This is a genomic window from Desulfovibrio sp. JC010, from assembly GCF_010470675.1.
Taxonomy (GTDB): domain Bacteria; phylum Desulfobacterota; class Desulfovibrionia; order Desulfovibrionales; family Desulfovibrionaceae; genus Maridesulfovibrio.
The window spans coordinates 46,686-59,433 of record NZ_VOIQ01000006.1 but is presented as its reverse complement, the minus strand read 5'-3'; the positions used below and the strand labels follow the sequence as shown (position 1 = coordinate 59,433).

General features: G+C 51.9%; 11 protein-coding genes. 6 read left to right on the top strand and 5 right to left on the bottom strand.

Annotated features, from left to right (window positions below; all coding sequences use genetic code 11):
* Positions 1 to 22: 22 nt before the first annotated feature.
* Complete coding sequence (locus tag FMR86_RS08260; RefSeq protein WP_163350622.1) at positions 23 to 1,342, bottom strand: serine dehydratase subunit alpha family protein; 1,320 nt, start codon at positions 1,340 to 1,342, stop codon at positions 23 to 25.
* A gap of 451 nt (positions 1,343 to 1,793) precedes the next feature.
* Here FMR86_RS08260 and rfaD point away from each other — a divergent pair, with 451 nt between their 5' ends.
* The 6 genes from rfaD (at position 1,794) to FMR86_RS08230 (ending at position 9,724) form a co-directional block, all read left to right on the top strand.
* Positions 1,794 to 2,771: an ADP-glyceromanno-heptose 6-epimerase gene (gene rfaD, locus FMR86_RS08255; RefSeq protein WP_163350621.1), complete on the top strand. Its 978-nt coding sequence runs from the start codon at positions 1,794 to 1,796 to the stop codon at positions 2,769 to 2,771.
* A gap of 13 nt (positions 2,772 to 2,784) precedes the next feature.
* Positions 2,785 to 5,097 (top strand): LPS-assembly protein LptD, encoded by a 2,313-nt coding sequence (locus tag FMR86_RS08250; protein WP_239057180.1) that lies wholly within the window; start codon positions 2,785 to 2,787, stop codon positions 5,095 to 5,097.
* Positions 5,098 to 5,236: 139 nt separating this feature from the next.
* Positions 5,237 to 7,153: a DNA mismatch repair endonuclease MutL gene (gene mutL / locus FMR86_RS08245; protein ID WP_163350620.1), complete on the top strand. Its 1,917-nt coding sequence runs from the start codon at positions 5,237 to 5,239 to the stop codon at positions 7,151 to 7,153.
* Positions 7,154 to 7,181: 28 nt separating this feature from the next.
* Positions 7,182 to 8,306 carry an alanine racemase gene (gene alr / locus FMR86_RS08240; protein ID WP_163350619.1) on the top strand — a complete coding sequence of 375 codons (1,125 nt, stop codon included), beginning with the start codon at positions 7,182 to 7,184 and terminating at the stop codon, positions 8,304 to 8,306.
* 17 nt (positions 8,307 to 8,323) lie between these two features.
* A complete protein-coding gene (locus tag FMR86_RS08235; protein ID WP_163350618.1) occupies positions 8,324 to 8,512 on the top strand; it encodes a hypothetical protein in 189 nt (62 codons plus the stop codon).
* 63 nt (positions 8,513 to 8,575) lie between these two features.
* Positions 8,576 to 9,724, top strand: coding sequence for an ABC transporter substrate-binding protein (locus FMR86_RS08230; protein WP_163350617.1), 1,149 nt, complete (start codon positions 8,576 to 8,578; stop codon positions 9,722 to 9,724).
* Here FMR86_RS08230 and FMR86_RS08225 read toward each other — a convergent pair.
* The 4 genes from FMR86_RS08225 to FMR86_RS08210 form a co-directional block, all read right to left on the bottom strand.
* A complete protein-coding gene (locus tag FMR86_RS08225; protein WP_163350616.1) occupies positions 9,708 to 10,298 on the bottom strand; it encodes a flavodoxin family protein in 591 nt (196 codons plus the stop codon). The genes FMR86_RS08230 and FMR86_RS08225 overlap by 17 nt on opposite strands.
* Before the next feature lie 158 nt (positions 10,299 to 10,456).
* The gene (locus tag FMR86_RS08220; protein WP_163350615.1) at positions 10,457 to 11,722 is read right to left on the bottom strand and encodes an iron-sulfur cluster carrier protein MrpORP; all 1,266 of its coding nucleotides are present in this window, start codon (positions 11,720 to 11,722) and stop codon (positions 10,457 to 10,459) included.
* 194 nt (positions 11,723 to 11,916) lie between these two features.
* The gene (locus FMR86_RS08215; protein ID WP_163350614.1) at positions 11,917 to 12,276 is read right to left on the bottom strand and encodes a NifB/NifX family molybdenum-iron cluster-binding protein; all 360 of its coding nucleotides are present in this window, start codon (positions 12,274 to 12,276) and stop codon (positions 11,917 to 11,919) included.
* A gap of 1 nt (position 12,277) precedes the next feature.
* Positions 12,278 to 12,748 (bottom strand): NifB/NifX family molybdenum-iron cluster-binding protein, encoded by a 471-nt coding sequence (locus FMR86_RS08210; protein WP_163350613.1) that lies wholly within the window; start codon positions 12,746 to 12,748, stop codon positions 12,278 to 12,280.

Here is a 12,748-nt window from a genome sequence, read left to right as displayed (position 1 = left end):
TGTATTATTTTTCCATGTCTTTTCAGTTTTCCGTGCCGGCAAAGTGTTTTTCAAGCATGATTTTCAGGATGGTTCGGTCCGTGTCAATCATGCCCTGCGTGCTGAGGGTGCCGATGTTCTGCATGGTCTGCTCGGGGGACGCGCCGATAATGCCGTCTGTGGAATGGACGTTTACACCGTGGATGGCGAACAGCGCGGCCTGCACAGCTGTTCCTGCGGCAGTGGCCAGCTTGAGTGCGCAGCCGCATTTAGCTCCGTCGCAGATGATCCCGGCAAGGTCCTCGGTGAGGTTGGTGATGGCCCCGGACATCTGGGCCGGGGTGCCGCCCATGAGATAGGTTATTCCGGCGGTTGCTCCGGCTCCGGCTGCAACAGAACATCCGCATACAGCGGATAGCCGCCCGGTCTGCGCCTTCACGTAGGCGGTGACAAGGTGGCTCAGGGCAATGGCTTCGAGCATGGTTTTTTCAGAGCAGTCTACATATTCGCTGACAGCATGGATAGGCAGAATGGCAGTCAAGCCATGGTTACCGGACCCCCCGGAACTCATGGCCGGAAGTTTGATGCCGCCCATGCGGGCATCTGAAGCTGCCGAAGTGACAATGCGTGCGGCCAGAATCATGTCCCGGCTGAGAATTTTCATGCGGGCCAGTTTTTCAAGAGTGGCCCCCACGGCCAGCCCGGAGCCGTGCTTCAGGCCGTGGTCGGCAAGGCGCATGTTGTAGGTAATGCCTTCCTGAAGGAATGCGAAGTCTTCTTCATCCAGTTCGCTGAGCATGTCCACAAGTTCGGAAAGGGAGAGGGTTTTTATATAGTCCTCAAGTCTGGACATGTCTGTTTTCTGGGCCTGCTGGGTTTTAACCAGCGCAGAATCTTTGACCGGTTTACCGTCAAGGGTCAGGGAAATGATATTGTCGTGTACGCCTTCAATGATTGTTTCCACACTGCTTTTGCCGTAGCTGAGCAGTGCCCGTACATAGATGCCGTGTCTGTTTTCGAGCAGGTTTACAGTTACGGGGTTGCTCTCTTTGTATTTGCAGGCTTCTTTGGTTGAGGTCTCGTTGAGCGGTTCAAGAACTTCCAGCCCCAATGCGGGATCACCGTAAAGCGCACCAAGGGCAGCTGCTGTATCGAGGCCGTTCAGCCCGCCTGTTCCGGGGATGATAACTGCCAGCCCGTTTTTATATATATTGGGATCAACCCAGACTTCGATTTTATCCGGCTGTTTTTCGGGCATGACCGAGGCTGCAGCAGCAGTGGCAAGGGCAATGGCTACCGGCTCGGTGCAGCCCAGTGCCGGAGATACTTCGAGATGCAGGATTTCTTTTACAGAATATGTCATGGCCGTCCTTGTCTTTAGAGTGTTGAAAAGAAGATGGATTTCTGTGTATGGCTGAATTTAAATAACGATTGTAAACAAAGTCTAGAAAAAATCATAATATAAATGATGTGTAAATAAATATAACATGAAGAAAATATGAAGCAAGACTAAAAAGAAGGGGCGTAATATTAAATGGCAGTGCGGGATGTGTGCTGAATGTGAAAATGGCGTTCTTTTTGTTGTTTGTAACAAAGGTTCTTTATTTCTGAAGTTGGTTTTATTGTGAAAAAGTTTAATTGAATATGAAGTAATGTTGAAATAAAATTTTTACTTGATTATTGCCGTAAATCGGTTCTTTTTACTCAATTGTAGTTGAAAAGTGTCAGAAAAATAAGTAACATCCGGCAACTTATATTGTGTGATAGTATTAATAGATGTTCATATCTGTTTAAAATAGCTGGAGAACTGATATATGTATATTGTGACTGGCGGCGCCGGATTTATCGGCAGTGCCATGGTCTGGAAACTGAACCAGATGGGAATTGACGATATTCTTATTGTCGATAACCTTGCCAAGACTGATAAATGGAAGAATCTGGTTAATCTTCGTTATGAGGATTATGTCCATAGGAATCAGTTCTACAAGCTTATCCTCGAAGGGGATGATCCCTTTGAAACCGATGCCGTAATCCACATGGGTGCCTGTTCCTCCACTACGGAGCAGGATGCTGATTTCCTTATGGAAAACAACTACCGCTACACCCAGATGCTCTGCCGTTTCTGCCTTAATCATGATGTGCGTTTCATCAATGCTTCAAGTGCCGCCACCTACGGTGACGGCCGCTTCGGCTTTGATGACGGTCATGAGGGCATTGACCGGTTGCAGCCCATGAACATGTACGGCTATTCCAAGCAGCTTTTCGACCTCTGGGCCAAGCGCGGCGGTGTGTTGGATAAGCTGGTCAGCCTTAAATTTTTCAATGTATTCGGACCTAACGAATACCATAAAGACGACATGAAGAGCGTTATCTGCAAGGCTTTTCACCAGATCGGTGAAACCGGGGAGATGAAGCTGTTCAAGTCCTACAAGCCGGAATACCCCCACGGCGGACAGAAACGTGACTTTGTTTACATCAAGGATTGCGTGGACGTGATGTGGTGGTTCCTGCAGAACCCGGACGCAAACGGTATCTTCAACATCGGCACCGGGCAGGCCCGTGAATGGAACGAACTTGCAAAGTCCGTTTTCGCTGCCATGGGCGTGGACCCGAATATCAGCTACATTGAGATGCCGGAAACCATCCGCGATAAATACCAGTATTTTACCCAGGCCAATATGGATAAGCTGGTGGCCGCCGGATACGATAAGCCGTTTACTTCCCTTGAAGATGCGGCCAAGGATTATGTGCAGAATTATCTGGCTCAGGAAGATCCTTACCTAAAGAACTAAAGGGCAGGTTGTTTTGAAATCAAGGTTCGCCATATTTGTAGTTTTACTTCTCCTCTGTCTGCCGTGCATGGCTTTTGCGCAGCAGCAGATGACTGTGCCCATGACCGACAGTACTGGCGCGGAGCAGAAGGGTGAGCAGTGGAAGTTCGCCGCGGATAAGCTCGTTGTGGAAAGCGACAGCGAGTATCTTCAGGCTTACGGCGATGTTACCCTGCGCAGTGGCGACAACTACATCAAAGCTGATTTTGCCCGTTTTTATCAGGCCACCAAATGGATTTACCTGCGCGGTAATGTGAAAGCGCAGATCAAGGGCGACTTTTACGATGCGGCTGAAGCTGAATTCGATCTCAACAACATGGTCGGATGGCTGAAAAAGGGCCGCGTTTTTGTTGCCAAGCCCCATATATATTTTGAAAGTGAGTTCATTGAGAAGCACAACGGAGCCACCTACAGCTTTAAAGATGTAAAGGTGACTGCCTGTGAGGGGGAAAATCCCCTCTGGTCCTTTGAGTCCGGAGAGGGGGACATTACCATCAACGGTTATGCAAGGCTCTGGCACTCCAAGTTCAACGTGAAAGGCGTTCCGGTTGCATACACTCCGTACATGGAACTTCCGGTGCAGCGTGAGCGTCAGTCAGGTGTGCTCAATCCTGAGATCGGTAACTCAAATCGTCTCGGCAACAGGATTAATCTGCCGTTCTACTGGGCCATCAATGACGAGATGGACATGACTTTTTACCCGGAATACCTGAGCAAGCGCGGTTTCAGGCCCGGTGTGGAATTTCGCCATTCCGAGGATGTGAACAGTAAAGGTTCATGGCGTGCCGACTGGTTGTACGACAGTAAAAGTTACTCCGATCCTGCTGATGCCAGCTACTCCTTCAGCGACACAATGAGTCGTCCAAACCAGAACCGCTGGTGGATCAGGTCCAAGTATGACGGCTATCTCGGTAATCCCGACTGGCAGACAATCTTTGATATGGACCTTGTTTCTGACCAGGATTACCTGCGTGAATTTCGTTCCGGCTCCAACGGCTATGAGGCAACCCGCAATGATTTTCTTGAAGAGTTTGGTCGTGATATTGCCACTGCGGACTCCAATGAAAGAACCAGTACTGCGCTTTTAGCCAGAAGCTGGGATAAATATTCCGTTTCAGCCTTTGCGCAGTATACGGAAAATCTGCTTTACCGCAATGGCAACAATCCCTCCACTCAGGACCCGACTCTGCAGACAATGCCGCAGCTTTCAGCCTTCGCATTCAAGGATAATTTTTTCGGGACCCCCATTGAGTGGGAAGGTGAATTTCAGGGCAGCTACTTCTGGCGTGAATACGGCATGACCGGTGGGCGTTTTGATATTAAACCCCAGTTCAGCATGCCTGTGCGTGCAGGTGGGATCACTTTCATCCCCCGCGCCGGAATCAGGGCTACCAATTACCTTGTAAGTTCTTTTCAGAATGCAAGTGCCGAAGTCAGCCGTGATTCAAGTCAGACCCGTATCCTTGCCGATGCCGGAGTGAGCGCAGTTACTGATTTTTACCGTGTTTTTGATCTGGAATCAGCACCTGTTGTCAGTAAGGAAAATGTGGGGCAGTCCGGGTGGACCCGCATGAAACATAATGTCATCCCCCGCCTTGAATATTCATGGGTGCAGGATGATTCCGCAAGTCAGGCCAAGCTGCCTTATTTTGATTCCCGTGACCGTATTTCCGAGCAGAACGATGTTGTCTTCTCACTGACCAACGTGTTTGACCGTAACCGGGCCACCGTGGCTTTGGGTGAGGACGGCAATCCGGTGTTGGAAAATGACTACCTTGAATTTCTGCGTGTCCGACTTGAACAGGGCTACGACATTGATGAGGAAAACCGCTCCATTGAGCTTAGCGAATACGAACGCCGTCCGTTCTCGGATTTCATGGCTGAGATCATAGTCACCCCGTACAACTTTGTGAACCTGACTTCCCGTACATGGCTTTCGCCTTATATCGGAGATATCACTGAGCATGAAAATATCCTCAGGCTCTTTTATGATGAATATGCGGAATTTTCACTCGGCTATGACTACCTGCGCAAGATCGACGAGTACAAACGTCAGCAGGATAGCGACATGCAGATTGTCAGCTACGGCATGAAAGCCAAGCTGCCCTGGAACTTTCAGGTGGGCGGTAAGTTCCGGGCCGACCTCAATTCTGACCGCGACCTCGAAAAGACTGCTTCCGTGGGCTGGAACCATCAGTGTTTCTTCATGGAATTCGTTGCTTCCAAAACCACAGTCGATGAACGTTACAGCGTAAACTTCAACTTAATTGATATGAGTATGTTTTAAGTGAGCAGCACTTAAAACAATTAAAGATATTCTTTCACGGCCCCCTGTCTCGGTAGACGGGGGGCCGTGCTTATTGTAAGTTTGTAGAGCAAGTACAAAAAACGATTACATTAAATAAATACAGATTAGATATATCCATATGAGCACTCCCGAAATTCATGTTCTCCCGGCATCTTTGCGCAACCAGATTGCCGCCGGTGAGGTGGTGGAACGTCCTTCAAGCGTAGTTAAGGAACTGGTTGAAAATTCCATAGACGCAGGCAGCACACAGGTCGATGTGGCTGTGGACCGCGGCGGACAGGGGATTATTTCGGTCAAGGATAACGGGCACGGTGTTGCTGCGGATGAATTGAAACTGGCCGTAACCCGTCATGCCACCAGTAAGATTTCCAATGTGGATGACCTCTCCGCCATCACAAGTTTCGGGTTCCGGGGTGAGGCTTTGCCCAGTATCGCTTCGGTTTCCCGGTTCAAGATGAGTTCCTGCCGCAAGGATGCGGATGAGGGCTGGTTTATCCATGTGGAAGGTGGGGATGTGGTCGAGGAAGGCCCGGCGGCCATTCCCGGTGGAACTTCCGTTGAAGTGCGTGATCTTTTCTTTAATGTCCCGGCCCGGCTGAAATTTCTGAAAACCGAGTCCACCGAGGCCCGGCGTTGCAATCAGGTTATGTTCAAGATAGCCCTTGCCAATGTGGATGCCGGATTTTCTTTTACTTCCAATGGGCGCGAACAGTTTCGGCTACCTGCGGGACAGTCTTTGCCCGAACGTCTGGCTGTTTTCTGGCCGCGCAATATCTGCGAATCCCTGCTTGAATTTTCCCATGAAGCCGGGGAAATGAAGGTGCACGGCTGCGCGGGAATTCCCGGTCTGGCCCAAGGGCGCGGGGACCGCATTGTCATGTTCGTCAACGGCCGTCCGGTGCAGGATAAACTTCTGCTCAGTGCCGTTCGCGGTGCATACAAGGGCAGGCTGATTTCCCGCGAGTATCCGCAGGCGGTGCTTTTTCTGGAGTTGCCCCCGGAACTGGTGGACGTGAACGTGCACCCGGCCAAGCTGGAAGTGCGCTTTCAAGACGAAAGGGCGGTCTTCGGCATCATCCGTAACGGTATCGGGCAGGCCTTGTCCCGCTATGAGCTGGGCATTGTGGAGGGTGAGAGTTCTTTTGACGGGCAGCCTGAAATCCCGGTCCGCCCGGCTGCACAGGAAAAGAAGTTATCGGAAAGTGTCTCCCTGCCCATTGAGCCTGCTGCAAAATTTTCCAGCTGGAACGAGTTTAAGAATACGGATTTCACGGCTCTTGATGATGAGCCGGAAGTCCGCTCTACTGCCTGTGCCTCTGATTTTACGGAACCTGCCGGTTTCAGCCCGTCACCGACCGCAGAACAACGCAGTGAGTCGGACATGGTTCATGAGCGGCCCATGGATTACCGCGCGGAAGATGTGCGCATTCCTGATCCTAAGCCGCAACAGCTGCCGACTTCCGCAACCGGTCCTATTTATGTTCCCGGCTCACGCATTGAATATCTGGGTCAGGTGGCCGACACCTATCTGGTGCTCAAGTTGCCCAACGGTTCGCTCGGTCTGCTGGACCAGCATGCGGCCCATGAGCGGGTTATCTACGAGAATATGCGCAGCCTGCGCACTCGTGGCGAGTCCCGTCCGCTTGCCTTGCCCATTGATCTGGTGCTGCACCCCAGCGAGGTGCAGCGGGTGCAGGAAATGTGGGAGGATCTGCAGGCTGCCGGGTTCATGCTGGAGCTGGAATCCGGGCAGGCTCTTTCCATGCGCGGTATTCCTCCGGGCCTTGAAACCGGGGAGGCAAGGGAGTACTTAAAGGCTGCCGTGGACGGACAGGCCAAGACCCTCGAAGACCTCTGGATCATGCTTTCCTGCAAATCAGCCATTAAGGCCAATCTGGCTTTGGCGGTGGATGAGGCTCTCTCGCTGCTTGAAGCATGGGTCAAATGCCCGCAACGTGAGTATTGCCCCCACGGTCGCCCGGTGCTGGTCAGCTGGTCCGCGCTGGAAATGGAAAAACTTTTCAAACGCAAATAGCCAGTCTCAATCTCAACCGGAGTCTCCAATGACTATCGAATATAATGCACTTGAAGTTGAAGTTGATTTAAATGCCATCCGCCATAACTACCGGCTGCTCTGCGAGAAGGGCAGTAAAGTTTATGGCGTGGTCAAGGCTGATGCTTACGGACATGGTTTGGTCGAAGTTGCCCGCGCCCTTGAGGAAGAGGGAGCGGATACTTTTGCCGTGGGCACTGTGGGCGAAGGGATGCAGCTGCGCAAATCAGGCTGCAGCAAACGGATTCTTTCCCTGCTTGGTCCCCTTAACGAGGAAGATTGCTTTAATGCCGCACAGAACGGAATAATTCCTTTTATCGGCGAATTTGAACAATTGGAAATGCTGTCCGGGGTTGTTTCCGCACAGGGGCGCAAGGTCGATATCAGCCTGAAGTTTGATACCGGCATGTCCCGGCTGGGTTTCAGTGTCCGTGAGTTGGACAAGCTCATTGACTGGCTGAAGGCCAACCCGGAAGTGCGTCCGGTGCTGGCCAGTTCACACCTTGCCACTTCTGATGATCCGGCTTACGAAGGGTATATGTCCGCACAGGCGGAGACCTTCTCGAATATTCTGCAGCGTCTTGCCAATGCGGGGTATGAGCTGGAAGCTTCTCTCGCCAACTCAGCCGGAATTCTGGTTCACGATCAGGTGCATTATTCAGCCCAGCGCGGTGGAATCGCCCTTTACGGCTCCAATCCGCTGGCGGGGACCAAGTGGAGTGAGTCCGGTGCGGAACTTAAGCCCGCCATGCAGGTGCGTACAAAAGTTGCGGCTGTGCGGGAATTGAAAAAAGGACAGGCCATCAGCTATGGCTGTACCTATACAGCGGAGAGGGATATGACCGTGGCAATTGTCTGCGCCGGATATGCAGACGGCTACAGCCGCGGACTTTCCAATGCCGGGCAGGTCTGCATCCACGGGCAGCGGGCCGCGATTCTGGGCCGGGTCTGCATGCAGCTGTGTATTGTAGACGTCAGTCACATCAAGGATGTGAAATTCGGCGATGCCGCCTATCTGCTTGGCGGAGAAGGCGAAGGGCGTATCAGCGCGGAAGAGCTGGCCGGGTGGTGGCAAACCATTACGTATGAAATTTTTTGTCTTCTGGGAATGAATCCGAGGACATACAAAAAATAAAAAACGGGAGATATAACATGTCTTGGAAAGTAGCAGAAAGTCATCCGCTTAAGGATGTTGATCCGGCAGAACTCAGGAGCAAATGGGTGGACGTGGCCATGGATATGGCCCTGATTCCTGAAAACAATATCCGCGTTTACATCGAAGACGGCATCGTCCGCATCGAGGTGAGCGAAGAGCTTTACAACTGCATGGCGGGTATCTAGCTGTGGGGTAAGAGGCGGTCTGCGGGCCGCCTTTTGTTTTTGAAATTAATGATGGAGAATTCCATGAATATGTACAGGTTTGCTCTGGTTTTGCTTTTGTCAGCCTTGTTACTGAGTTTTTGCGTCGGATGCTCGGATAGGAAATCTGACGGGAAGTTCAAGGTCGGGGTGGTGGCGGTTACCAGCGGGGAACTGTTCAGAAAAGGGAATTACATCATTACCGCTGCCCGCTACGGCGCAGACAAGATTAACAAAGACGGCGGACTGGAGCTTGGCGGACAGTCCTACAAGGTTAAGCTGTTTCCTGCGGACAGTAACGGCGAACCTGAAATCGCCGCAAAAGTGACCCGGCGGCTGATTGAGAAGGAAAAGGTCTCTGCCATTGTCGGTGCTGCGTCCAGCAAGGTTGCTCTGGCAGTAGCTGAGGTGTGCGAGGAACATAAGGTTCCTTTCATCACCCCGGTGGCCGGAACCAACAAGCTTACTTCTTTTAAATATTCATTCCGTGTTTCCTACACCAACACCGTGCAGGGCGAGGCTCTGGCCCTTTTTGCAAAAAAGGATCTGGGCCAGAAAGATGTGGGAGTGTTATTTGATTCGGGCAGTCCGTACAGTTCCGAGCTGGGCCGCTTTTTCAAAGAGGACTATATTAAGGGCGGGGGCAGGGTTGTTTCATTTCAAAGCTATGCTGCCGGAGAACGTAAATTTTCCGCTCAGCTGAAGAAGATCGTTGAATCCGGTGCTCAAATCCTTTTCCTGCCCAACAACACCAAGAAGGTTCAATTGCAGGTGGCGCAGGCCCGTAAAATGGGATTTGAAGGAATTCTCATGGGCAGTGATTCATGGGATCCCATTGAATTGCAGCGTAATGAGCTTTTCAAAAACAGCTACTACACTGACCACTGGATTCCGGGACTGCCCATTAAAGGGGCAGCAGAATTTGAAAAGGATTACAAAAAGAAAAACGGGGTCGATCCCAGCGAACTCGAAGCCCTGACCTATGACGCAGTAATGAGCCTTTTCGCCGGAGCAAAAATTGCCGGGACGGATAACCCCGTATCAATTCATGATGCACTGGTGGATATGCCGCCCTTCCACGGGGTGACCGGGACTTTTGCCTACAACAACAACGGCGACCCGGACAAAGATGTGATCATCTCCACTTTTCGTGACGGACATATCGCGGTGCAGGATATTATTGACCTGAAATAGCTTTTGCCAGCTTGATTCCCGCATTGGTGGCCCGGTCGATAATTTCCTGATGCTCGACAATTATACCGCGGTCGAATAAACGCAGCACCGGAAGTTCTTCCACGATTTCATAGCCTAAAGCCTCAAGGGGCATGCGCATGGCCTCAATGGTGAAGCCCATGTTGATCTTTTCTTCCTGCTCGGCAATGGCACCGATTACCGCCTTGCGGCCCTGCCCTGACAATCTGCTGGACCATGCCCGGGGTCGGGTGTCCTCGAAATTGTAATAACAGTACATGCGGTCGATGAAAGCTTTCATCCATGAGGTTACATTATAGTTATGCACCGGGGAGATGAGCACCAGCCCTTTTGCTTCTTCGACTTGAGGATAAAGGTCGGTCATGTCGTCTTCAAACCGTTTGCAGGCTTTTTCCTTGCGACAGATTTCGCAACCCACGCAGGGGTCATATTTTAAATCCCGCAGATGGACTCCGGTCGTAGCACAGCCCTGTCCTGAAGCTCCGGCCAGAATTGTTTCCATCATCTTGTGGGAATTTCCTTTTTTACGCGGACTGCCTTCAATGCCTAAAATCATATTTTGCTCCTGCTGTACTAAGTCTGGGTGATAAGGAGTGAACTTTTACATATCAGGACCCAAAAAGCAAAACAGCCTGCAGGATATCCCGCAGGCTGTTTCGAATCGAGGCATGTACAGGTAGATGTACTTATGGCTTTTAGTCGTCCACTAAAGGACTAGTGATCGCAGGTATTCGCACCGGTCTGGAGGGTGCCTGCGAGGTAGTTGGAAACAACATTTTCAGGTGCTTCAGCAGGGGAACCGACAATGACTTTCACGCCTGCGTCGGTGAACAGGGACTGGGCGCGAGAGCCCATGCCGCCTGCCAGTACCAGCTGTACGCCCTGCTCGGCGATCCATTTGGGAAGTACGCCGGGTTCGTGGGGCGGGGGAGTTTCCATGTTGGTGGCTACGATGCCCTTGGAGGCAACGTCCACATCCACGAGAGCGAACTGTTCGCAGTGGCCGAAATGCATGCAGAGTTTGCCTGCTGCAACGGGAACTGCGATTCTGATCATGCCGTTTTTGCCCTGAAGCTCTTCAGCTTTGGGCATTTCGTTGTTTTCCTGCAGAGTTTCGGTGAGATTCAGCATGGGCTTGATGATAGTGTTCAGTGCCTTTCCGGTGGGGCTTTCATGGTCGGTGCGGATGATGGGGTAACCTTCATCGCCGGAACGGCCCACTTCGGGATCAAGGGGAACACGGCCGAGGAAGTTCACGCCGGTTTCCTTGGCAAGCTCTTCACCGCCGCCGGAATTGAAAATATCATGTACGTTGCCGCAGTCGGGGCAGACGAATCCGCTCATGTTCTCAACAATACCGAGAACCGGGTTGCCGACCTGCTTGCAGAAGTTCACGGAGCGGCGCACATCATCAACAGCCACGCCCTGCGGGGTGGTTACGATAACTGCGTGGGCATCCTGACCGAGGGTCTGCAGTGCGGAAAGGGGTTCGTCACCGGTTCCGGGGGGGCAGTCCACAACGAGGAAATCAAGGTCGTTCCAGGCAACATCCTGTACGAACTGTTTGATCAGGCCGATTTTTACCGGGCCGCGCCAGATAACCGGATCATCTTTGCTGGGCAGCATGAAGCCGAGGGACATGACCCAGAGGTTGCTGGACCAGGAGATGGGCTCGATAACTTCGTGGCCGATATGCGGCTTCTCGTCCTGCAGGCTGAGCAGACGGGGAACACTTGGACCATGCACGTCAACATCAAGCAGACCGACCTGCTTCCCGGCAAGGGAGAGGGCCACTGCGATGTTGGTTGCTACGGTACTTTTACCTACGCCGCCTTTACCGGAAATCACCACGATTTTGTGTTTGATTCTGGAAAGGGCCTTTTTCAGTTTCATATCTTCGGGGCTGCAGCCTTCAGAACAACCGGAAGAAGAACAACCGGAACCGGAGGAAGAGCAGCTTCCGCATGCGTGATCGCTCATATATCAATCTCCTGCCCCTCGTAGAAAAGAGGGGGTTGTCATTATAAAAAAACAGATCTTAGCAATCTGTTACTGTAGACATTTCATGGTAAACTAAGACGTGAACCTGACTTGTCAATGGCCGGGAATGTTCAGTCATGCCCGCAGAGCAAGGGAGAGGAGAAAAGGCATGACTGAACGGGATGTAGAAATTCCTACCAGTGGCCGGGTTTGTCCGCGTCTGCAGCAGCTTCAAGCCTGCCGCCCTTGAAGGCGTCAAGAGCTTCGGCAACAGTGCCGCCGCCGATGAGGTAAATCTTGATGGAACCTTTATCCAGCGCAGTGAAAGCCTTGGGGCCCACATGTCCGGTGATGACCGCAGTGGCACCGGTGGCAGCAACGTTCTGTGCGGACTGAATTCCGGCACCCTGTGCTGCGTTCAGGTTCTGGGTGTTGTCAATGTATTCCTGAGTGTCGGCATCGGTATCGCAGACCAGAAAGCCTTTTGCGCGGCCGAAGCGGGGGTCGATTTCACCGTTAAGGTCGTTGCCCTGACAGCTGATGGCGATTTTCATTTTATTTACTCCTGTGCACTGGGTTCAAGGACGGTTCGCCGGCATGCATAGCATTCTGGGGGGGCCGTCTGGCCCTGAAGCCCCTGTTTCCCTGTCCGCACCTGCCCCTGCCGCGGCAACCGGGCATGACATGGTTTTCCAGACAGTTCTGTTGATAGGCCGAGAGAACATCGTCAATCATTCCGCTTATCCACGGGATGACCTTGGTTCCGGCCTGTTCCAGCTCGTTCATGGTGCAACCGCAGATTGCACCGCATATTAAAAACGTTGCCCCGCAGGCTATAATGGCGGATGTCCTGTCCTTTGGGTCTTTTGAGGGAAGGGATAGGTAACCTGCGGGGCAAATTTTATGGTCTTCCACCCGGAACAATTTCAGATCCGGGGCATTGTCAAATACAGAGGCCAGCCTGTCTTCATAACAGGCCAAACAAAGCAGCTTTGAATTAGTATTGCGTCCTTCGTTTCCTCTCAT

Coding starts and splice junctions, on each gene's coding strand:
- FMR86_RS08260 (WP_163350622.1), bottom strand. CDS start 1,342: ATGACATATTCTGTAAAAGAAATCCTGCATCTCGAAGTATCTCCGGCA.
- rfaD (WP_163350621.1), top strand. CDS start 1,794: ATGTATATTGTGACTGGCGGCGCCGGATTTATCGGCAGTGCCATGGTC.
- mutL (WP_163350620.1), top strand. CDS start 5,237: ATGAGCACTCCCGAAATTCATGTTCTCCCGGCATCTTTGCGCAACCAG.
- alr (WP_163350619.1), top strand. CDS start 7,182: ATGACTATCGAATATAATGCACTTGAAGTTGAAGTTGATTTAAATGCC.
- FMR86_RS08235 (WP_163350618.1), top strand. CDS start 8,324: ATGTCTTGGAAAGTAGCAGAAAGTCATCCGCTTAAGGATGTTGATCCG.
- FMR86_RS08230 (WP_163350617.1), top strand. CDS start 8,576: ATGAATATGTACAGGTTTGCTCTGGTTTTGCTTTTGTCAGCCTTGTTA.
- FMR86_RS08225 (WP_163350616.1), bottom strand. CDS start 10,298: ATGATTTTAGGCATTGAAGGCAGTCCGCGTAAAAAAGGAAATTCCCAC.
- FMR86_RS08220 (WP_163350615.1), bottom strand. CDS start 11,722: ATGAGCGATCACGCATGCGGAAGCTGCTCTTCCTCCGGTTCCGGTTGT.
- FMR86_RS08215 (WP_163350614.1), bottom strand. CDS start 12,276: ATGAAAATCGCCATCAGCTGTCAGGGCAACGACCTTAACGGTGAAATC.
- FMR86_RS08210 (WP_163350613.1), bottom strand. CDS start 12,748: ATGAGAGGAAACGAAGGACGCAATACTAATTCAAAGCTGCTTTGTTTG.